At 69.3% G+C, this 21,473-nt stretch carries 15 protein-coding genes and 1 tRNA gene; 6 read left to right on the top strand and 10 right to left on the bottom strand.

Going from position 1 to position 21,473, the window contains the following annotated elements:
- Nucleotides 1-77: 77 nt before the first annotated feature.
- The 5 genes from thrB to argS are packed head-to-tail and all read right to left on the bottom strand — an operon-like array spanning nt 78 to nt 6,551.
- A complete protein-coding gene (gene thrB / locus IHQ52_RS12220) occupies nt 78-1,082 on the bottom strand; it encodes a homoserine kinase (RefSeq protein ID WP_238063440.1) in 1,005 nt (334 codons plus the stop codon).
- Nucleotides 1,063-2,148: a threonine synthase gene (thrC, locus tag IHQ52_RS12215; protein WP_006437281.1), complete on the bottom strand. Its 1,086-nt coding sequence runs from the start codon at nt 2,146-2,148 to the stop codon at nt 1,063-1,065. Before thrC ends, thrB begins: the two co-directional genes overlap by 20 nt.
- On the bottom strand, nt 2,141-3,484 hold the full coding sequence (locus tag IHQ52_RS12210; protein ID WP_006437280.1) for a homoserine dehydrogenase: 1,344 nt from the start codon (nt 3,482-3,484) through the stop codon (nt 2,141-2,143). Before IHQ52_RS12210 ends, thrC begins: the two co-directional genes overlap by 8 nt.
- On the bottom strand, nt 3,481-4,902 hold the full coding sequence (gene lysA / locus IHQ52_RS12205; RefSeq protein WP_006437279.1) for a diaminopimelate decarboxylase: 1,422 nt from the start codon (nt 4,900-4,902) through the stop codon (nt 3,481-3,483). Before lysA ends, IHQ52_RS12210 begins: the two co-directional genes overlap by 4 nt.
- Nucleotides 4,899-6,551 (bottom strand): arginine--tRNA ligase, encoded by a 1,653-nt coding sequence (gene argS, locus IHQ52_RS12200; protein WP_006437278.1) that lies wholly within the window; start codon nt 6,549-6,551, stop codon nt 4,899-4,901. The genes lysA and argS overlap by 4 nt, the downstream gene beginning before the upstream one ends.
- A 155-nt stretch (nt 6,552-6,706) precedes the next feature.
- Here argS and IHQ52_RS12195 point away from each other — a divergent pair, with 155 nt between their 5' ends.
- From IHQ52_RS12195 to IHQ52_RS12185, 3 genes are all read left to right on the top strand, one after another.
- A complete protein-coding gene (locus IHQ52_RS12195; protein ID WP_006437277.1) occupies nt 6,707-7,531 on the top strand; it encodes a DUF3105 domain-containing protein in 825 nt (274 codons plus the stop codon).
- A 17-nt stretch (nt 7,532-7,548) separates the two neighbouring features.
- Nucleotides 7,549-8,319 (top strand): DUF305 domain-containing protein, encoded by a 771-nt coding sequence (locus tag IHQ52_RS12190; protein WP_006437276.1) that lies wholly within the window; start codon nt 7,549-7,551, stop codon nt 8,317-8,319.
- 162 nt (nt 8,320-8,481) lie between these two features.
- Nucleotides 8,482-8,895 (top strand): methyltransferase domain-containing protein, encoded by a 414-nt coding sequence (locus tag IHQ52_RS12185; protein WP_006437275.1) that lies wholly within the window; start codon nt 8,482-8,484, stop codon nt 8,893-8,895.
- A 10-nt stretch (nt 8,896-8,905) separates the two neighbouring features.
- On the opposite strand, the gene IHQ52_RS12180 is transcribed toward IHQ52_RS12185, so the two are convergent.
- The 5 genes from IHQ52_RS12180 to IHQ52_RS12160 form a co-directional block, all read right to left on the bottom strand.
- Nucleotides 8,906-8,978, bottom strand: a tRNA-Arg gene (locus IHQ52_RS12180).
- A 56-nt stretch (nt 8,979-9,034) separates the two neighbouring features.
- Complete coding sequence (locus IHQ52_RS12175; RefSeq protein WP_006437274.1) at nt 9,035-12,010, bottom strand: AAA family ATPase; 2,976 nt, start codon at nt 12,008-12,010, stop codon at nt 9,035-9,037.
- A 13-nt stretch (nt 12,011-12,023) separates the two neighbouring features.
- Nucleotides 12,024-13,223, bottom strand: a complete 1,200-nt coding sequence (locus tag IHQ52_RS12170) for an exonuclease SbcCD subunit D (protein WP_006437273.1) — start codon at nt 13,221-13,223, stop codon at nt 12,024-12,026.
- 47 nt (nt 13,224-13,270) lie between these two features.
- Nucleotides 13,271-14,818 (bottom strand): DHA2 family efflux MFS transporter permease subunit, encoded by a 1,548-nt coding sequence (locus tag IHQ52_RS12165; protein ID WP_006437272.1) that lies wholly within the window; start codon nt 14,816-14,818, stop codon nt 13,271-13,273.
- Nucleotides 14,819-14,820: 2 nt separating this feature from the next.
- Nucleotides 14,821-15,504 carry a PadR family transcriptional regulator gene (locus IHQ52_RS12160; protein ID WP_006437271.1) on the bottom strand — a complete coding sequence of 228 codons (684 nt, stop codon included), beginning with the start codon at nt 15,502-15,504 and terminating at the stop codon, nt 14,821-14,823.
- 118 nt (nt 15,505-15,622) lie between these two features.
- On the opposite strand from IHQ52_RS12160, the gene IHQ52_RS12155 reads away from it, so the two are divergent.
- Genes IHQ52_RS12155 through IHQ52_RS12145 form a run of 3 tightly spaced genes read left to right on the top strand, consistent with a single transcriptional unit; the run spans nt 15,623 to nt 21,371 of the window.
- Nucleotides 15,623-16,699: a glutathione S-transferase family protein gene (locus IHQ52_RS12155; RefSeq protein ID WP_006437270.1), complete on the top strand. Its 1,077-nt coding sequence runs from the start codon at nt 15,623-15,625 to the stop codon at nt 16,697-16,699.
- Nucleotides 16,696-17,421 carry a hypothetical protein gene (locus IHQ52_RS12150; protein WP_006437269.1) on the top strand — a complete coding sequence of 242 codons (726 nt, stop codon included), beginning with the start codon at nt 16,696-16,698 and terminating at the stop codon, nt 17,419-17,421. The genes IHQ52_RS12155 and IHQ52_RS12150 overlap by 4 nt, the downstream gene beginning before the upstream one ends.
- Complete coding sequence (locus IHQ52_RS12145; RefSeq protein WP_006437268.1) at nt 17,418-21,371, top strand: ABC transporter ATP-binding protein; 3,954 nt, start codon at nt 17,418-17,420, stop codon at nt 21,369-21,371. Before IHQ52_RS12150 ends, IHQ52_RS12145 begins: the two co-directional genes overlap by 4 nt.
- Nucleotides 21,372-21,473: the final 102 nt, after the last annotated feature.

Here is a 21,473-nt window from a genome sequence, read left to right as displayed (position 1 = left end):
CCAACGCGCGTTGCCCGTCAGGTATTCCCCCCGGTCCCCGGAACGAAACGCTTCGGCGTGTGACGAGCGCTGCGACCTCAGCCCGCGCTGATGTCCACGCCGCCGGCGATGGCCACCGAGTGGGTGGTGAAGCCGAGTCCCTGGGCGAGTACCCGGATGTCGGCCGGGATCGGCGCGGTACCCAGCACCAGGACCGTGGGACCGGCGCCGGAGACCGTCGCGGCGTGGCCGCGTGCACGCAGTTCGGCGACGAGGTCGCTGGTCGGGACCATCGCCGACGCACGATAGGGCTGGTGCAACCGGTCCGCGGAGGCGGCCATGAGATTGCGCGGGTCCGAGGCCAGGGCCACGACGGCGAGCGCGGCGCGGCTCAGGTTGAAGACCGCGTCGGCGCGCGGCACCGCGTCCGGCAGAAGTCCACGGGTGAATGACGTCGACGACTCGGTGTCGGGGACGAAGACGGTCGCGCACACATCGGGATGCACCGACAGCCGGTGGGCGTGATACGAGTTCACCTCGTCGGCGGTGTCCGTCCAGGTGACGATGGCCGAACCGAGGACGCTCGCGGCGGCGTTGTCGGGGTGTCCCTCGAACTCACTGGACAACTGAACCAGTTCGTCGGTGGACAGGCCCACGCCGAATCCTGCGGCAGAGATCAGGCCGGACGCGGCGGCGAGGCCGGAGACCGCGGCCGCGGCCGAGGAACCGAGGCCCCGCGAATGCGGGATCTGGTTGATGCAGCGCAACTTCAGGCCCGGGGCGGACACTCCGGCGTGCGCGAGACCGTGATTGAGGGCACGCACCACGAGATGGGACTCGTCGCGGGGAACGTCGGCGGAGCCCTCCCCCTCGACGTCGAGAACGACCCCGGCCTCGACGGTTTCCACGATCACTTCGTCGTAGATGCCCAAAGCGATGCCCAGACAGTCGAATCCCGGTCCGAGGTTGGCACTCGACGCCGGCACCCGGACGCGCGTCGAGAGACCCACGGGTAGCTGTCGCGTCGCCACCCCGGGATCGGTCATCTCGCCGTTCTGCGTCATCTCCTCGACTCCGGCGGTCTCAGCCGACACCGAGGGCATTCGCCACTGCCACCGGATCGACCGGGATCGCCTCGACCTCGGGGATACCGGCCAGAGCCGTGTCCGGGTCCTTGAGACCGTTGCCGGTCACGGTGCACACCACGGTCGAGCCGGCCTCGATCCAGCCGTCGGCGCTTGCTGCGAGAAGCCCGGCCACGCTCGCTGCGGACGCCGGCTCCACGAAGACGCCTTCCTTGCCCGCGATCAGGCGGTAGGCCTCGAGCAGCTTCTCGTCGGTGGCCGCGCGGAACTGCCCGTTCGACTCCTCCTTGGCCGCGACGGCCTGGTTCCAGCTCGCGGGCGACCCGATGCGGATCGCGGTCGCGATGGTCTCCGGCTCCTTGACGGGAGCGCCGTTCACCAGCGGAGCCGCCCCGGCGGCCTGCACACCGAGCATGCGGGGCAGCGAGGACGACACGCCGTCGGCGTGGTACTCGGTGTAGCCCTTCCAGTAGGCCGTGATGTTGCCGGCGTTGCCGACCGGCAACGCGTGTACGTCGGGTGCGCGACCGAGGACGTCGACGATCTCGAAGGCGGCCGTCTTCTGCCCCTCGATGCGGGCCGGGTTGACCGAGTTCACGAGCTCGATCTCGTCGAACTCCGCGGTGGCCTTGCGCGCGAGCTCGAGGCAGTCGTCGAAGTTGCCCTGCACCTGGATGATCTTGGCGCCGTGCATGACCGCCTGCGCGAGCTTGCCCATCGCGATCTTGCCCTGCGGGATCAGGACGGCGCAGGTGATCCCGGCGCGGGTCGCATAGGCTGCCGCCGAGGCGGAGGTGTTGCCCGTCGAGGCGCACAGCACCGCGGTCTTGCCGTTGTTGACCGCGTTGCTCACGGCCATCGTCATGCCGCGGTCCTTGAACGAACCGGTCGGGTTGAGACCCTCGACCTTGAGGTAGACCTCACAACCGGTCAGCGACGACAGGTGCGGGGCGCTGATCAGCGGGGTGCCACCCTCGAGCAGGGTGACGACCTTCCAGTCGTCGGCGACGGGCAGCCGCGAACGGTATGCCTCGATCAGGCCGGGCCACGCGCGGTGCACGGGCGCAGAAGTCGCTTCAGTCATCGGTACCTTCCAATCGCAACACACTCGACACCTTGATGACGGCGTCCATGTCTTTTAGCGCCGCAACGCAATCCGACTGCGCGCGGTCGGGGGCCCGATGGGTCACCACGATCAGGCGGGCGTCGTCGCCTGCGCCTTCCTGGCGCACGGCGGCAATGCTGACCGACCGCTTCGTGAACTCACCGGCGACCTGGGCGAGCACGCCCGGACGGTCGGACACGCGCATCGAGATGTAGTAGCGGGTGAACACGTCGTCGATCGGTGCGATCGGCAACGAAGCGTAGGTCGATTCGAGTGGGCCACGACCGCCGTGGACGCGGTTGCGCGCCGCCATCACCATGTCACCGAGCACGGCCGACGCGGTGGGCGAACCACCGGCGCCCTGCCCGTAGAACATCAGCCGGCCGGCGTTCTCCGCCTCGACCACGACCGCGTTGAAGGCCCCGTTGACGGTGGCCAGCGGGTGGGTCAGCGGGATCAGCGCCGGGTACACACGCGCCGAGATCCGCTGCGAGCCATCGACGTCGCGTACGCGCTCGCAGATCGAGAGCAGCTTGATCGTGCAGTCGAACTTCTTGGCGGCGAGCAGGTCGGCCGCGGTGACCGAGGAGATGCCCTGACGGTGCACGTCGGCAGCGGTGACCCGGGTGTGGAAGGCGATCGACGCGAGGATCGCGGCCTTGGCCGCCGCGTCGTAACCCTCGACGTCGGCCGTCGGATCGGCCTCGGCGTATCCGAGACGACCCGCCTCGGCGAGCGCATCGGCGTAGTCGGCGCCGGTCTCGTCCATCGCCGAGAGGATGAAGTTGGTGGTGCCGTTGACGATCCCGGCGACGCGCTCCACCGTGTCGCCGGCCAGCGACTGCATGAGCGGGCGGACGACCGGGATGGCACCGGCGACCGCTGCCTCGAAGTACAGGTCGACCTTCGCCTCGGCGGCCGCGGTCGCGAGCTCGCCGGTGTACTCGGCGAGCAACGCCTTGTTGGCGGTCACGACCGACTTGCCGCTCTCGAGCGCGGAACGGATCAGCTCGCGGGCCGGGTCGATGCCACCCATGAGTTCGACGACGATGTCGACGTCGTCGCGCGCGACGAGCGCCGCGGGATCGTCGGTCAGCAACTCCTGCCCGATCTTGCGCGGCCGGTTGAGATCTCGCACCGCGACGCCGCGGATCTCCACGGGCGCGCCCACGCGCGATCGCAGGTCGTCGGCGTTCTCGGTGATGATCCGCACCACCTCTGCACCGACGTTGCCCATTCCGAGTACCGCCACCCCGATGGGTCGCACGGCATTCACCTCGCTTGTGTCGCTTGCGTTCTGGACGGATCCGGTCACGAGCCCACCTCCAGGCTGAGGAAGTCTTCGATGGTCTCGCGCCGCAGCATCAGGCGGGCCTTCCCATCGGACACGGCCACGACCGGCGGCCGCATGGTCATGTTGTAGCGGCTCGACATCGAGTAACAGTAGGCACCGGTGGCGGCGACCGCGATGAGGTCACCGGGGCCCAGGTCCTCCGGCAGCCAGCAATCCTTGATCACGATATCGCCACTCTCACAGTGCTTTCCGACGACGCGACAGACCACCGCGCGTGCGTCGGAGACCCGCGAGACCAGGCGGACGTCGTATTCGGCGTCGTAGAGCACCGTACGGATGTTGTCGCTCATGCCGCCGTCGACGGAGATGTAGCGGCGCACCGCGCCGCCGCCGATCTCCACATCCTTGACCGTGCCCACCCGATACAGCGTGATGGTGCCCGGCCCGGCGATCGCCCGGCCGGGTTCGACGGCGATGACCGGCATCGGCAGGCCCACGGCGGCGGACTCGCGGCGGACGATGTCGGCAAGGGTCTCCGCAACCTTCTGCACCGGCAGCGGACGCTCTTCCTCGAGGTACGAGATACCTAATCCCCCACCGAGATCCACGATCGAGATCTGCGAGGTCTTCTCGACGCCGAACTCGTCGACGACATCGTGCAGCAGCCCGAGGACGCGATGGGCGGCCAGCTCGAAGCCGTCCATGTCGAAGATCTGCGAGCCGATGTGGCTGTGCAGACCGACGAGGCGCAGGTTGTCGGCGGTGAAGACCCGTCGGATCGCCTCCATGGCGACGCCGCCGGCGAGGGAGAAGCCGAACTTCTGGTCCTCGTGGGCGGTCGAGATGAACTCGTGGGTGTGCGCCTCGACACCGACGGTGACGCGGACGAGCACGTCGGTGACGGCGCCCCGCTCACCGGAGATGGCGTCGAGCCGGTCGATCTCGATCATCGAGTCGAGCACCACGTGGCCGACACCGGCGTCGACCGCAGCGGCCAGCTCCTCAGGGCTCTTGTTGTTGCCGTGCAACGCGATTCGTTCGGCCGGGAAACCAGCGCGCAGGGCGATGGCGAGCTCGCCGCCGGTGCACACGTCCAGCGACAGTCCCTCGTCGGCGACCCAGCGGGCCACCTCGCTGCTCAGGAAGGCCTTCGACGCGTAGTGCACCCGGCCGTAGGGGCCGAACGCCGCCATCATGTCGCGGCACCGGGACCGGAAGTCCGCCTCGTCGACGATGAACGCCGGCGTCCCGAACTCGGCGGCCAGCTCGCTCACCGGCACGCCGGCGATGCGCAGCTCACCCGAGTCGTCGCGGGCGGCGTTGCGAGGCCACACCTGGGGCGGGATGGCGGCGAGGACGGCCGGATCGTTCGGCCGCTGCGCGAGATGCGGCGCGGCCAGCAGTTCGGCGTGCCGGGGTCCGGCCGGGTGCGCGCTCACATCTGCTCCGGAGCGCTGACGCCGACGAGCCCGAGACCGTTGGCCAGGACCTGACGGGTGGCCTCACACAGGGCGAGCCGGGCGCGGTGGATGTCGGCCACCTTTTCGTCGCCCTGGGGCAGGACGCGACACTTGGCGTAGAAGCGGTGGTAGGTGCCGGCGAGGACCTCGAGGTAGCGGCACACGCGGTGCGGTTCGCGCAGGGAGGCCGCGGTGGCGACCACTTCGTCGAAATCGCCGATGGTGCGGATCAATTCACCCTCGGCCGGGTCGTCGAGCAGGTCGAGGTGATCGAGCGCGGACACCACGCCGAGGTCGGCGGCGTTGCGCGCCAGCGCCGACATCCGGGCGTGCGCGTACTGCACGTAGTACACCGGGTTGTCGTTGGACTGCTTGGTCAGCAGGTCGAGGTCGATGTCGATGTTGACGTCGACCGACGAGCGGATCAGCGAATACCGCGCACCGTCGACCCCGACGGCGTCGACGAGGTCGTCGAGCGTGATGACCGTGCCCGCGCGCTTGGACATGCGCACCGGCTTGCCGTCCTTGACGAGATTGACCATCTGGCCGATGAGCACCTCGACGGTGGCCGGGTCGTCGCCGAGCGCGGCCGCAGCTGCTTTGAGGCGGCTGATGTAGCCGTGGTGGTCGGCGCCGAGCATGTAGATGCACAGGTTGAAGCCGCGATTGCGCTTGTCGCGGTAGTAGGCGATGTCGCCGGCGATGTAGGCGGCGTTGCCGTCGCTCTTGATGACGACACGGTCCTTGTCGTCACCGAAGTCGGTGGACTTCAGCCACCAGGCGCCGTCGCTCTCGTACAGGTTGCCGTTGCCCTTGAGCTCCTCGATGCACTCGTCGACGAGGCCCGTTGCGAACATCTTGTCCTCGTGCGTGTAGACGTCGAAGTCCGTGCCGAAGTCGTGCAGGCTCTGCTTGATGTGGTCGAACATCAGGTCCACGCCGACGGCGCGGAAGGTCTCGACCCGGTCGGCCTCGGGCTTGGACAGCACGTCGGGCACCTTCTCGGTGACCTTGGCCGCGATGTCGGCGATGTAGTCGCCGGCGTAGCCGTCCTCCGGGGTCGGTTCGCCCAGCGCCGCGGCCTCGAGCGAACGCGCGAAGCGATCGATCTGGGCGCCGTGGTCGTTGAAGTAGTACTCGCGCGTCACGTCGGCGCCCCGAGCCGCCAGGACACGACCGAGTGCGTCACCGACGGCGGCCCAGCGGGTGCCGCCCAGGTGGATCGGTCCGGTCGGGTTCGCCGAGACGAACTCCAGGTTGATGATCGAGCCGGCCAGCTCCTTGCCGCGGCCGTAGCTCTCGCCCCGCTCCATCACGGTCGCGACGACGGTGTTCTGGGCGGCTGCACCGAGCCAGATGTTGACGAAGCCGGGACCCGCGACGTCGGTCTTGGCGATGCCCTCGGCGTCGGCGAAGGCGTCGGCGAGCCATCCGGCCAGCTCACGGGGCGCCACACCGAGTCGCTTCCCGAGCTGCAGGGCGACGTTGGTGGAGTAATCGCCGTGGTCAGCGTGACGGGGGCGCTCGACGACGATCAAGTCGGGCACCAGGTTCTCGTCCAGTCCGCGGTCACGGACCACGGTCAGGGTCACGGCGCGCAGCAGCGCGGCCAGGTCGGCGGGAGTCACGGGACACCATCCTATTGGCCGAGGGCCGCTCATCGATAATCGCACCCTCCCGGGGCCGGTGCCATCCATCAGTAGACTCGTGTGCGCCGAGCGCGCGCCGGGGGGTACGACCGCCCGCGCGCATGGCGACCCCCGTCGTACGAGGAAAGAAGTCAATGGCGCGCAAACCAGGGGCGAACGTCCCCAAGGCTCGTAAGAAGTCCGGGTCCGTACCCACGGCGACCGGCCGGCAGGTCGACTGGATGCTGATCGGCGCGGTCGTCGTGGTCATCGGTCTCCTCGCGGGGCTCGCGATCTACCTCGTGCCGAAGTTCAACGAGAAGCGCGCCAACGAGAAGGACGACGTCGCGGTCGAGTCGGTCTCCGAGTTCGTCCCCTCGCCGCAGACTCCGGATCCATCGGACGGCATCCAAGGTGTGACGAAGATCTACTACGAGGCCGGCAAGCACGTGAACGCGTCCCAGCGCGTCGCCTACGACCAGTCGCCGCCCTTCGGCGGGCCGCATGACGAGATCTGGGCGACCTGTACCGGCGTCGTCTACCCGAACCCGCTGCGCTCGGAGAACGCCGTCCACGCGCTCGAGCACGGCGCCGTCTGGATCACCTACAACCCCGACACGGCCTCGCCGGAGGACGTCGACTACCTCAAGCGGCTCGTGCGCGGTGAGCAGTACCTGTTCCTGTCGCCCTTCCCCGGGCAGGACAAGCCGGTCTCGGTACAGAGCTGGGGGCATCAGCTGAAGCTGGACTCGGCGAGCGACCCGCGGCTCGATCAGTTCATCACCGCCCTGCGCCGCAACATGATGCCCGGCGTCTACCAGGAGAACCCGCAGACCGCGGCGTACCCGGAGACGCAAGCCACCTGCACCGCCATCCCGGGCTTCGATCCGTCGAATCCCCCGCCGGCCGACGAGGGCGCACCCGGCGCCGGCGCCGTGCCCATGGACGGCGGCGGCACCAACCCGACGCCCGCAGGCTGATCGGACGGGGAACGAACATGAACGAGACACCTGAGGGCACCGAGCCGACCACCGGCAGCACCCCGTCACGTCGACGTCCGGCCATCCTCGCGCTCGCCGCGGTCGCGGTGCTGCTCGTGGGCGTCGGCCTCGGGCTGCTGATCCAGGCGAGCCTGGCCGACGACTCCTCCGGCGAGGACTCCCCCGCGGCGAACTCGGCCGCGGTCGGATTCGCCCAGGACATGACGCGTCACCACGAGCAGGGCGTCGAGATGGCCGCGATCGAACTCGAGCACGGCACCGATCCCCAGGTGCGGAGCATGGCCTTCGACATCCTCACCGCCCAGAGCAACGAGATCGGGCAGATGCAGTCCTGGCTGACCCGCTGGGGACAACCCGTCACCAACCCCGGCGAGGCGATGGGCTGGATGGGCCACGGATCGTCGACGGAGACGTCCGGTGACGATCACGGCGACATGGACCATGGCGACATGGATCAAGGCGGTCACGGGTCCACCCCGGCCGCCGGTGCCGAGCTACCGGCGATGCCGGGCATGGCGACGTCGGCGGAGATGGAGCGGTTCCGCGCGATGCGCGGTCCGGAGGTCGACACGACCTTCCTGCAGCTGATGCTCCGCCACCACGAGGGCGGGCTCCACATGATGGAGTACGCCGCGAACCCGGCCAACGTCTCACAGCCCTACGTCCGCGACCTCGCGTCGGCGATGGAACGCACCCAGGACAAGGAGATCGGGATCATCGAGGCCATGCTGGCCGAGCGCAACGCGCAGCCGCTGCCGATGAACTGAGCCGCACCTCCCGCACACCCGCAGGATCGCCACTTCCGCCCGGGATCGCCGGTCGCAGTCGGCGATTCGGTGTCGGAGGTGGCGATTCTGGTTCGACGGAATACCTCGACAGGGCAAGATCGGTAGGGCACCGACCACGGCCGGGCGTGAATACTCGGGTCCATGATGTCCGCGCGACTGTCCGACGCCGTCGATGCGCTGCCGCTACGGCCCGGTCTGCACGTCCTGGAAATCGGTTGCGGCCCCGGCGCGGCGAGTCGTGAGGTGGCGCGACGTGTCGGCCCGAGCGGTGTCGTGCTCGGCATCGATCGCTCTCCCCGCGCCATCGCCGCTGCCCGACGGGCGGCGGTCGGGTTCGATCCCGATCGACTGGATTTCGAGTGCACGTCCATCGAGGACTTCGTGCTCGGCGGACGGCCGCTCTTCCACATGGCGTTCGCACTCCGCGTCGGAGCTCTGGACGGTCGTCATCCGGAGGTGTACGACGCGGCCATCGCGGCCGTGACCGCCGCGTTGCACCCCGGCGGAACCCTGTACGTCGACGGCGGTGATCCGCTGCGTCGAATCGTGTGGTGAAAGTGAACTGTGCCCCCGGCAGGATTCGAACCTGCGGCCTTCTGCTCCGGAGGCAGACGCTCTATCCCCTGAGCTACGGGGGCTCAACGGGCGGAACCCAGACTAGCGCACTGTCACCGGCACATCACAATCGGGCTGCTCACGACACGCCGAGTGGACTCTGCACCCGTAGCGTCGAGCCGTGTTCGCCCCGCAGGACGTGCAGCTGGGCCGGGATTCGGGCTCGCAACTCGTCGACGTGGCTGACGACGCCGACGACGCGGCCGCCGGAGCGGAGGTCGTCGAGGACGCCCATGACGAGGTCGAGGGCCTCCGGGTCGAGGGTGCCGAAACCCTCGTCGATGAAGATCGTGTCGAGGACCCGGCCCCCGGATTCGGCGGACACGACGTCGGCGAGGCCCAGCGCGAGGGCCAGCGACGCGAAGAAGGTCTCCCCACCCGACAGCGTGGTGGTGGCGCGCAGCACGCCGGTGTACTCGTCGCGTACCTCGATCCCCAGACCGCCGCGCCGGCCACGTACGCCGGCGGCGTCGGAGTGGACGAATTCGTATCGCCCTGAGGACATCTCGCGCAGGCGGCCCGATGCCGCGACCAGCACCTCGTCGAGCCGCGCGGCCAGCACATAGGACCGCAGCGACATACGACGAGAGTTCTGTCCGCGTCCGCTCACGAGCTCGGCGAGACCCTGCAACTCGTCATGCCGCGCCTTCAGCGGCGCCAGCGCATCGAGAGCCGCCCAGAATCCCGCCACGTACTCTTCGAGGTCGGTACGGCGTTGTGCCGCCACCGCATTCACGCGGGCGGCATCGTCACGACGGGCCCGTGCGGTCACCAGATCCGCGGTGAGACGGGCGACGTCGACCTCCGGTGCCTCCAGCGCTGCGCATACGTCGGGATCGGCGAGGGTCTCCTCGGTGCCGGCGCGTATCGCCGCCGCCTCTTCGAGCAGCTTCTCCCAGTGACGGATCTGCGTGTGCGACGCGGCGGCAGCCCGCACCTCGTCCGCGCCGACGAATCCGGCGTCCGCACAGGCGACGGCGAGCCGCTCGGCGATCTCGGTGCGACGGCCACGGGCCCGGTCGAGTTCGCGTCGGGCCTCCCGCAGAGTCCTTGTGCGGCGACAGAGTTCGGCGAGCTCGCGACGGCGCTGGGCGATCCCCATCCGCCCGCCGGTCGCCTCCTGGACCTCGGCGTCGAGGGCCTTCAGGTTCTCGTGCAGAGCCGTCAGGCGTTCACGACGCCCCGCTTGAGCGGTCTCGTGGTCGGCCAGAGTCCGGCGCCGGTCGGCGATCTCGGCGTCGATCCGTTCGACGGCGTCCTGCAGAGCGGGCGTGCGCGCGGCCGCTCGCTCTGCGGACGCGAGGTCGGCGACCAGTCGGGCATGACCGGCCTCGGTCGCGGCGCGATCGGCGCCGGCGATGACGGCGTCGAGATTGGCCTGCCGTTCCCGCAGCGCGGCGACGGCGGACTGCGCGATGGCCTTGATCGCACTCGCACGTTCCTCGGCGGCCGCAGCCTCCTTCTCCTCGGCCTCACCCACGGAGGCGTCGGCGTCGCCGGCAGCCGGCGCGGGATGTCCCACCGAGCCGCAGACGACACACGGCTCCCCGTCCACGAGGGCGCCGGCCAGTTCGACGGCCATCCCGGTGAGGCGTCGCTCGCGGATGTCGAGCTGGTGTTCTCTTGCGGCAGAATGCTTCTCCCGCGCGTCGAGGAGGTCCTGCTCGGCGTCGGCCAGCTGCGCGAGCACCTCGTCGCGATCGGTGAAGGCCTGGAGGACCCGGCGGGCGTGGTCGCGTTCGGCACGCAGCTTCGGCGCCTGGACACGCAACTCGTCGGCGGCCCGAAGCGCGGCGACCGCCTCGTCGCGGCGTGCCGGCGCGGACTCGAATCGTGTACGTGTCTCCGCGGCCTGCTGTTCCGCGGCCGCGATCGTCTTCTCGAGTCCGTCGAGGTCGGCGACGAGCCGGGGACGCTCCGCGACGCGCTTCGCGAGTGGTTCCCAGCGGCCCGATTCCTCGGTCCAGCGGTCCACGGCCGCGACGAGCGCCGAATCGTCACAGTCGGTTTCGCACAGGCCCCGGCCCTCGGCGAGTTCGGCGAGGGCGGCGCGTGCGCCATCGGCCGCGGCGGACGCGTCGGCGACCTCGGTGTCGGAGCGCTCGTGGTCGTCGGCGAGCGGCGCGATGGGTGCGGCGCGCAGGGCGAGCCGACGCGACTGCTCGGCGGTCGCCAGCGTCGTCTCTCCGTCGGCGAGCCGGGCGAGTCGTTCACGCGCCTGCAGCCCACGACGACGCAACTCGTCGACGCGCCGGCCGTGCTCGTGGGCGGCTTCCGCCTGCTCGACCGCCGCCTGTGCGGCGGTCGATTCCGCCAGTGCCTGTTCCGCGGCCTGCCGGGCCGAGTCGAGACACCCCTGGGCCCAGTCGAAGTCGGGTTCCGCGGGCGCCTGGGTGCCGCTGATCGCGACGATCTGCCCGGCGATGCGGTCGAGGGTGCCGGCGTGCTCGGCCAGTGTGGCCGCGCTCTCACGGGCCCGATCGCGGAGCCACTCCTCGAGGTCGCCGAAGCGCTCGGTGTCGAAGAGCCGCTCCAGCAATTCTTCTCGTTCGTCGGAGTGTGCCCGCAGGAATCGCGCGAAGTCGCCCTGGGGCAGCAGGACCACCTGGAAGAACTGCTCGGCGCTCATGCCGAGCAGCCGGACGACCGCTTCCCCGATCTCGGGGATGCGCGTCAGGTCCGGACCCGAACCGTCGACCCAGACCAGCGATGCGCAGGCATTGATCTTCCGCATTCCGTCGCCGCGCTTCTTGGGGCGTTCGTGTTCGGGCGACCTCGTGATACGCAACCGGCGCGATCCGATGGTGGCCTCGAGTTCGACCTCCGGAACCGTCTCGGGCGCAGCATGATCCGAGTGCAGGCGACGATTGGTGTCGCGTGCGCCGGGGACCCGGCCGAACAACGCGAACGCCACCGCGTCGAGGACGGTGGTCTTGCCCGCGCCCGTCTGTCCGTGCAGGAGGAACAGGCCGTCGGCACCGAGCTCGTCGAAGTCGACGGTGACCTCATCCGCGAACGGGCCGAAGGCGCGAATCCGAATCCGGTGCAGTCTCATGCGGTTTCCGTGCTCATGCGGTCTCGGCGACGAATGCGTCGAGGGCGAACAGCGCCAACTCGCCGTCGGCGCCGGCGTCCGCCTCGGGTTCGCCGACGACAGCGCGCAGCGCGCGTTCGATGAGTACCCGCTCCCCCTTGGTCGGGCTGTCGCGGACGTCCTCCACGAAGGAGTTGATGATCTCGGCATCGCTCCGGCCGCGGACCCGCGAGCGATAGTCGACCCCGGAGCCGGTGTGCGGACGATCCCACTGCACGTGCACCGCGAACGGGAATCGCTCCCGCAGGCGGCGCATCGCGTCGAGCGGACGCACCGTATCGGTCAGCGTCGCCTCGACGTAGTGGCCCTCGGCCGTGGCGTACTCCTCGGCGGCCAGCAACTCGTCGAGAGTTCCACGCAGTGAACTCAATTCGCGCACGACGGGTAGTTCGTTACGGCGGATCTCGGTGACGCCGTCGGCGTCGAGGTCGATGACCCACACGGCTTTCCGGTGCGTGCGCTCCCCGAACGAGTACGGCAGCAGCGAGCCGCTGTAGCGCACCGTGTCGGTGACGCGCTGCGGAGAGTGCAGGTGACCGAGGGCGACATAGTCGACACCGGAGAAGGTCTCGGCGGGAACGGTTTCCACTCCGCCGACACTGATCGAACGCTCCGATCCGGAGGCCGCCGCACCGCTGACGAAGGCATGGGCGACGACGACCGATCGCGACTGTCGGGTAGCCAGGTCGGCCCGGATACGGCTCATTGCGGCGTCGAGGACCGCGGTGTGGCCGCACACCTCCTCGACGCCGAGGTGGCGTCGGGCGGTGTCGGGTTCGAGGTATGGGATGCCGTACACCGCGACCTCGCCGTACTCGTCGGACAGCACGATCGGGCAGGCGATCGCGTCGATGGAGGTCCGCAGGTGCAGACCACCGGCGGCGGCGAACGACGATCCCGCCCCGAGGCGTGTGGCCGAGTCGTGGTTACCCGGCGTCACGACGATCTGGGCACCGGCGGCGGCGATCTCGGCCAGTCCGTCGTCGTAGATCCGCACCGCGTCGGCCGAAGGCACCGAGCGGTCGTACACGTCACCGGCGACGATGACGACGTCGGCCGATTCGGCGGCCACCAGCGCGGCAAGGTGGCTCAGCGCGCGACGCTGGTCCGCCAGCAGGTCGACACCGTGGAACGTCCGGCCCAGGTGCCAGTCGGAGGTGTGCACGATCCGCATGATGACAAACCATACGGTCGGGCCCCGACAGATCGTGGGACGCGCGCTCAGGCCCCGGTCACGGGGACGGTGTGAGTCGCACTACCCGTCGCGGCATCCGCCGGGACGGCGGGCGCGCGCGAGGGCATCTGATGCGCCGGCCGTACGAAGAAGAAGGTCGCCACGACACCGACCAGCAACGCGGCGGCCGGCAGGTAGAGCGACTGTCCCATCGCGGTGGCGAAGCCCTCACGGAGGAACTCCGGCAGCTGGTTCGCGCCGGTGCTGTCCTGCGCCGCAGCGGCGTCGATCCCGGGCAACTCGGCCGCGAGGCGGGACTGCAGAAGAGCCCCGATCATCGCCGAACCCAGCACCGAGCCGATCACGCGCAGAGTGTTGTAGACACCCGCACCCGCACCCGCCTGATGCCACGGCAGATTGCGCGTGGCGGTGGCCGCCAGCGGTGCCCAGATCCCGGCGGACGCGATACCCATCAGACACAGCGGCAGGATGATCATCCAGACCGGCGTCTCCGGGCGCACGACCACGCCCAGCCAGCCGATCGCGATCGCGTTGAGCAGCAACGCGATGGAGACGATGGCGCGTGGGTGCACACGGTCGACGATGCGCCCGACGATCGGCGCGAGGACACCGGTCAGGATCGCCATCGGGACCAGCACGACCGCCGATCGGGTGGGTGTCATACCGCCCACGAGCTGCAGGAAGAAGGTCAGCGGGATCATCATGGCCGACACCGCGAAACCCATCGAGGAGATACCGACGGTGGCCAGCGAGAAATTGCGGTCGCGGAACAGCGAGAGCGGGACCAGCGGCTCGGTGCGGATGCGCGACTGCCACCAGACGAAGACCGCCAGGAACACCAGACCGCCGACGATCAGCGCCCAGATCCACGCCGCCCAGTCGAAGCTCTCGCCCTCCTGGATGCCGAACACGAGCGCGGACAGACCGATCGCCGACAGGACCACGCCGACCCAGTCGAACTGGTGGTCCTTTGTCTCGACCTTCGGAACGAGGGTCGCGGCGAGCACAAGACCTGCGATGCCGACCGGCAGGTTGATGAAGAAGATCCATTCCCAGCCGAGAGCGTCGGTGAGAATGCCGCCGAGCAGCGGGCCCACCAGAGTGGCCACACCGGCGACCGTGCCCCAGATGCCCATGGCCGCACCGCGTTTCTCCGGCGGGAAGATACGCGTGATCAGCGACATCGTCTGCGGGGTGATGAGCGCGGCGCCGATGCCCTGCAGGCCGCGTGCGGCGATGAGCTCTTCGATCGACGACGACAGGCCGCACCACACGCTCGCGAGGGTGAAGACGATCAGGCCGAGCTGATACATCGTCTTCGGGCCGTACTTGTCCCCGAGACGGCCGGTGATGAGCAGCGGCACCGCATACGTCAGGAGATAGGCACTGGTGACCCAGACGACGCCGTTGACGTCGGTGTCGAGATCGGCCTGGATACGCGGCTGGGCGACCGCCACGATCGTCATGTCGACGAGGATCATGAAGAAGCCCACGCATAGTGCCATCAGCGCAGCCCAGGGCCTCGTCGTCACCTCGGAGCCGGTGGCCCCGGTGGCGGGGGTGGAACGGGTCATCTCTACTCGACCTTCTGTGTCAGGCGTTCGGTGTCGGGGGAGGAATCCGGCACTGTGCAGGGATTCGGAGCCGGGGAGGAATTCGGCCCGGTGGGAACCCGATACGGCGAATCCGGGTCGTCGAGCCATGCGATGCGGTGCGTCCGGAGCCGGTCGACGAGGTCGTCGAGCCATGCGATCTGGGCGGTGAGTGTCGCGATCCGGCAACCCTCGTCCAGGAAGAACATCTCCGGTTTGCCGCGGGACCGGATCTCCGCAACGGCGACCTCGACGTCGGCGAGGTCGGCCCGCATCGTCGCGACCCTCCGTTCCAGGAGTTCGACGACCCGGTTCCGGGGCAGACCGTGTGCCTCGGACAGCGCGAGGTACAGCTCGGGGTACTCCTCGGGTCTCGTCTCGAGGATGCGTTCGAGGTTCTCGGTGAGTGCTCTCCGGCCCTGTTCGGTGATCGCGTACACGGTTCGCTCGGGACGGTTGCCCTCGCGGCGGATCTCGTGGACCTCGATCAGTTCGTTCGTCGCGAGCCGGTCCACCGCGTGGTACAGCGTGCCGGCCCGGAACTTCGCCAGCCGGTCCTCGCGGCGCGCGACAGTCGTCTGCACCATCTCGTAGGGGTGCATCGGACGTTCGAGGAGCAGCCCGAGCACCAGGATCGCCACCGGTCCGAGCGGGGTGGAACACGCCATGCGCGACCTCCTGGTCGACGACCCGAGGTCGTGTGATCGGCGTCGAATATTCCAGTCGGAATATACGCACATGTCCGGACCCTGCCAACTGTCACCGGCCATCACTACTGTGGTGAGCATGACTCGTGCGCCCGAGGATTCCACCGCCAGCGACCACACCGGGACAAGCGATTCCGGCGAACAGGGCAGTTATGTGATGTCCGGCCAGGAATTCGTGCGGGACACCGAATACATCGAAACCCGCATCACCGCCGACGGTCGCGACGGCTACCCCGTCGAGGCAGGTCGCTATCGTCTCGTCGCCGCGCGTGCCTGCCCGTGGGCCAACCGGACGCTGATCGTCCGCCGGCTCCTCGGGCTCGAAGACGCCATCTCTCTCGGACTCTGCGGGCCCACCCACGACAAGAACTCGTGGACCTTCGATCTCGATCCGGGCGGCCTCGACCCCGTCCTGCAGATCCCGCGACTCAAGGACGCCTACGAGAAACGGTTCCCCGGCTATCCCAAAGGGATCACCGTGCCCGCGATCGTCGACGTCCCCACCGGCGAGGTCGTGACCAACGATTTCCCCCAGATCACCATCGACTTCTCGCTGGAGTGGACGGCGTTCCACCGCGACGGCGCACCCGAGCTCTACCCCGAGCACCTGCGCGACGAGATCGACGAGGTGAGTCGAGGCGTCTACACCGAGGTCAACAACGGCGTCTACCGATGCGGGTTCGCCGGCAGTCAGGAGTCCTACGACGCCGCCTACGATCGCCTGTTCACCAAGCTCGACGAGCTCTCCGAGCGGCTGTCGACGCAGCGATACCTGGTCGGCGACACCATCACCGAGGCCGACGTCCGCCTGTTCACCACCCTGGCCCGCTTCGACCCCGTCTACCACGGCCACTTCAAGTGCAATCGCAGCAAGCTCAGCGAGATGCCGGTGCTGTGGGCGTACGCGCGTGACCTGTTCCAGACCCCGGGCTTCGGCGACACCACCGATTTCACCCAGATCAAGCAGCACTACTACGTCGTGCACACCGACGTGAACCCCACCCAGATCGTGCCGAAGGGCCCCGACCTGCGGGGATGGCTCACCCCACACCATCGTGAGGAACTCGGCGGACGCCCCTTCGGCGACGGCACACCACCTGGCCCCCCACGACCCGCCGAGGTCGTCCCCGAAGAGAATTGGGTACCGAAGTCATGACCGACACCACTCGCAAGCAGTCCGGCAAAGCCGTCGAGGTCACCGGCGGAATCCTCGACCGCGCGCAGCGGCTCCAAGGCCCCGCGGTGAAGAAGTACGTCGCCTCATTGCGCCGCAAGTACCCCGACGACTCCCCCGCGCAGATCATCGAGCGGCTCGAGAAGCGCTACCTGAACGCCGTCACCGGCTCGGGTGGGGCCGTCGGCGCGGCCGCGGCCGTGCCCGGTGTCGGAACCATGACAGCCTTCGGCGCGATGACCGGCGACACCGCCTTCTTCCTCGAGGCCTCGGCGTTGCTCGCCCTGTCCGTCGCCGAGGTTCACGGCATCGGCGTCCACGAGACCGAACGACGCAAGGCACTGGTCCTGGCGGTCGCACTCGGCGAGGAGGGCGTGCTCGCGCTCGGCCGGGTCGTCGGTACGCGCGGCGGCCCCCTTCGCCGACTCGGCGGTGCGGCCCTACCGTCGGGCGCCATCACCAGATTGAACAAGACCCTCGTCAACAAACTCGTGCGCAAGTACGCGATCCGGCGCGCACCGTTGATCTTCGGCAAGCTGATGCCGGCCGGCATCGGTGCGGTGATCGGTGGTGCGGGAAGCCGCGCACTCGGTCGCAAGATCGTGCACAACGCGCGTGAGGCGTTCGGTCCCGCGCCTGTCTTCTGGGTACTCGACGCCGAGGTGGTGGGCGAGACGAGCCCGTTGCCGCCCGGCTCGCGGTGATCCCGGGACCCTTCGCGCCTCCCGCCACCGGGAGCACCCCGACCACCTCACCGGGCTGGATCCGGAAGCTGGTCGGAGAGACGTGGCGTTACCGTCGCATCGTCGTCGTGACACTGACCGTCACGATGATCGCGGTGGCCGTCGACGTCGTGATGCCCCTGCTGGCCAAAGGGGCGGTCGACCGGGCCACCGGCGTGATCGACGACGATCTCGCCCTGTCCACCATCATCACCGGGCTGGTCGTCCTGGCTCTCGTGCGCTACGTCTGCCATTTCGGGCGGCGCGTGTTCGCGGGCAGACTCGCGATCAACGTGCAGAACAACCTGCGCCGACGCCTGCTCGACACCCTGCTCCATCTCGACGGCCGCAGTCAGCACCAGATCCGGACGGGGCAGATCGTCTCCCGTTCCATCTCCGACATCCAGGTGGTCCAGGGACTGCTCGCGATGGCTCCGCTGTCGATGGGCGCCGCGGTCCAGATGGTCGTGGCCCTCGGGATCATGGCCTATCTATCGCCGATGCTCACCGCCGTCGCGCTGGTGATCGCGCCACTCATCGCCCTCGAGGTCTTCCGTACCCGCCGAAAGCTGTTCGCCGCGACGTGGTCCGCCCAGCAATCCGCGGCCGACGTCGCCCAGCACGTGGAAGAGACGGTCACCGGCGTACGCGTCGTCAAGGGCTTCGGCCAGGAGGACCGCGCCGTCGACGGACTGGTGACGCGCTGCCGCACGCTGTTCGCCCGGCGTCTGCGCGCGGCGCGGATCAACGCCCGGTTCGGCCCGACCCTGGGCGCCATCCCGCAGCTGGGAATGGTCGGGGTGATCGTCGTCGGCGGCTACCTGACGATGACGGACGCGATCACCGCCGGCACCTTCCTCGCCTTCACCACCTACGTCACCGCGATGACGGGCATCGCCCGCCTCCTCACCAACCTCATCGTCAACGCCCAGCTGGCCCGCGCCGCGGTCGAACGCGTCTACGACGTCATCGATCACCCGCGCGACCCCGGCGAAACCGCCACCGGCACGCTGCCCGACGGGCCGCTGGGTGTCGAACTGGACGATGTCTCCTTCGCCCATCACACCCATGAGGCGGATGACCCGCCCGCCGTGCTCACCGGCATCGACCTGCGGATCGAACCGGGTGAATGCGTGGCGATCGTAGGCCCGCCCGGCTCCGGGAAGTCCACCATCGCCGATCTGGTCAGCCGCTTCGAGCGGCCCGATGCGGGCACCATCTCCCTCATCGGCTCCGACGGGCCGCACCCGGTGGACTCGCTGGCGCCCGGCGCGCTGCACGGCGCCGTGGCCGTCGTCTTCGACGAGCCCTTCCTGTTCTCCGACACGATCACCGCGAACATCGCGATGGGTCCCGCCGCCACCGTCGATCCCGACACTCTCGCCGACCGGGTCGCGGCAGCCGCCGCGGCGGCCGATGCGGCGGAGTTCATCGAGGCACTGCCCGACGGCTATGAGACCGTCGTCGGCGAGCGCGGCCTGACCCTCTCGGGCGGTCAGCGCCAGCGGGTCGCACTGGCGCGCGCCCTCTTCGCCGATCCGCGCGTCCTGGTGCTCGACGACGCGACGTCGGCGGTCGACGCGACCACCGAGGCCCGGATCCTCGGCCGCCTACGCGATGAGAACCGCACCATGCTGGTCCTGGCCCATCGGCGGTCGACGCTCGTGCTCGCCGATCGGGTGGCCGTGCTCGACGACGGCCGGATCACCGCGATCGGCACACTGGCCGAACTCGAGGCCGGGTCGGCGAGGTTCCGTGAGCTGATGACCGACGCCGTGGGCGACCTCGATGGCGCATCGGCACCCACCCCGCCCCACGTCCCTGACGACAATATCGAGAACCTTTGGCCCACAACTGATCTCCCGGACGGACAGCCACCTGCCCGGCCCGGCACAGCGGTCGGCGCCGGACCACGGGCCGGGCGTCGCGGCGGGGGTGTCGCCGGCGCCCTGGGTTCGATGCCCGCGACGCCCGAGCTCCAGGCGAGGGTCGACGCACTGCCGCCGGCCCTCGAGGACCCCGAGGTGGACGTCGCCGACGTCCGGCGCGAAAACCCGCACTTCACGCTCCGCGGACTGCTGAGACCGGTCCGATGGCTACTCGCCTTCGCGTTGGCGGCCATCGCCGTCGACACCCTCGTCGGCCTGGCGTTCCCCAGCATCGCCCGCGCCGTCATCGACGCGGCCGGAGACCACGACCAGCGCACTCTGTGGTGGGCAGCGATCGGCGGTGTGGTGCTCGTCGGCGTCGGGTGGGTCGCCGCGTCGTTGTTGACGCTGACCTCCACACGCGCAGGCGAACGTGTGCTGTTCGGGCTGCGCATCCGCAGCTACGCCCACATCCAGCGGCTCGGGCTGGACTATTACGAACGCGAACTGTCGGGTCGCATCATGACGCGGATGACGACCGACATCGACGCGTTGTCGACTTTCCTGCAGACCGGGCTCACCTCGGCGATCGTCGCACTCCTGACCCTGGTCGGGGTCACGATCGCGTTGCTGGTCACCGGCCCGTCGCTCGCACTGCTGGTCCTTCCGGTCTTCCCGCTCCTCGTCGCCGCCACGATCGTCTTCCGCCGGGTCGCGAGCGCCGCCTACACGCGGTCCCGCGAACTGATCAGCACCGTGAACGCCGACTTCCAGGAGAACATCGCCGGGATCAAGACCACTCAGAGCTACCTCCGCACCGCGGGTGCACAGGAACGATTCGCGCAGCGGTCGGCGGCGTGGGTCGAGGCGCGGATGGTGTCGCAGCGAGCGATCGCGTCGTACTTCCCGCTCATCATGCTGATGTCGGACATCGCCACCGCGATCGCGCTCGGCGTCGGCGCCGGCCAGGTGGCGGGCGGGTCGCTGTCCGCGGGCACCCTGGTCGCCTTCGTCCTCTATCTCACGATGCTGTTCGGTCCCGTCCAGCAGCTCTCGCAGGTCTTCGACGGTTACCAGCAGGCGGCGGTCGGCCTGCGCCGGATCGGCGACCTGCTGCGGACCCCGAGTTCGCTGCGGGTCAACCCGGACGCCGCGGCACCGCCGGCGACCGGCTTCGACGGCGAGGTCGAGTTCGACCGGGTCGGCTTCCGCTATCAGGGTGCGGAGTCCGACGCGCTGCACGACGTCGACCTGCACATCCCGGCCGGAACCTCGCTCGCACTCGTCGGCCGGACCGGCGCGGGCAAGTCGACGATCGTCAAACTGCTCGCCCGCTTCTACGACCCGACGACCGGACGCGTCCTCGTGGACGGCACCGACATCGGCGACCTCGTCCTCTCCGGATATCGTCGCCGCCTGGGTCTGGTCCCGCAGGAACCTCACCTGTTCACCGGGACCGTCGCGGACAACATCGCCTACGGGCGGCCGGACGCCGACCGGGCGACGATCGTCGAGGCCGCTGCCGCGGTGGGTGCTCTTCCGATGATCGCGGCTCTGCCCGGGCGCATGAATCACCCCATCGGCGAACGCGGTCAGGGTCTCAGCTCCGGCCAGCGTCAGCTGATCGCGCTGGCCCGGGCCGAACTCGTCGACCCCGATCTGCTCCTGCTCGACGAGGCCACCGCCACGCTCGACCAGGCGACCGAGGCGCAGGTCCTGAGGGCCGGCCGCGAGATGACGCGGCGCCGGACCTCGGTGATCGTCGCCCACCGCCTGGCCACCGCTGCCCGTGCCGACCTCATCGCGGTGGTCGACGGCGGCCGGATCGTCGAACTCGGAACACATGACGAACTACTGGCGTTGGACACTCTGTATCGCGGCTTCTGGGAAGCCGGTGCCGACCCCGACGAGGCCGCGGTGACGAAGCCTGACGTGACGGTGCACGCCGTGAGGACGAATGCGGTGGGCGCCGACCTCACGGGCTCGGGACAGGACGCGCAACGAGGCGCATCGCACACCGACAACCGAACCATCCGCGCCGGATCACCCGAGATGACGATCTGACTCTGTAGTAGCAGGTCGGTGGGTGTGACGCAGTCGACGACGCGTAGCATCGGCACTTGGTTCACCGATAGTCTCCACAAGGGACGACAGCGTGGCAGAGAA

This window comes from Gordonia amicalis, from assembly GCF_022059885.1.
Taxonomy (GTDB): Bacteria; Actinomycetota; Actinomycetes; order Mycobacteriales; family Mycobacteriaceae; genus Gordonia; species Gordonia amicalis.
The sequence above is the reverse complement of the archived record's forward strand: the minus strand, read 5'-3'. Positions and strand labels throughout refer to the sequence as shown.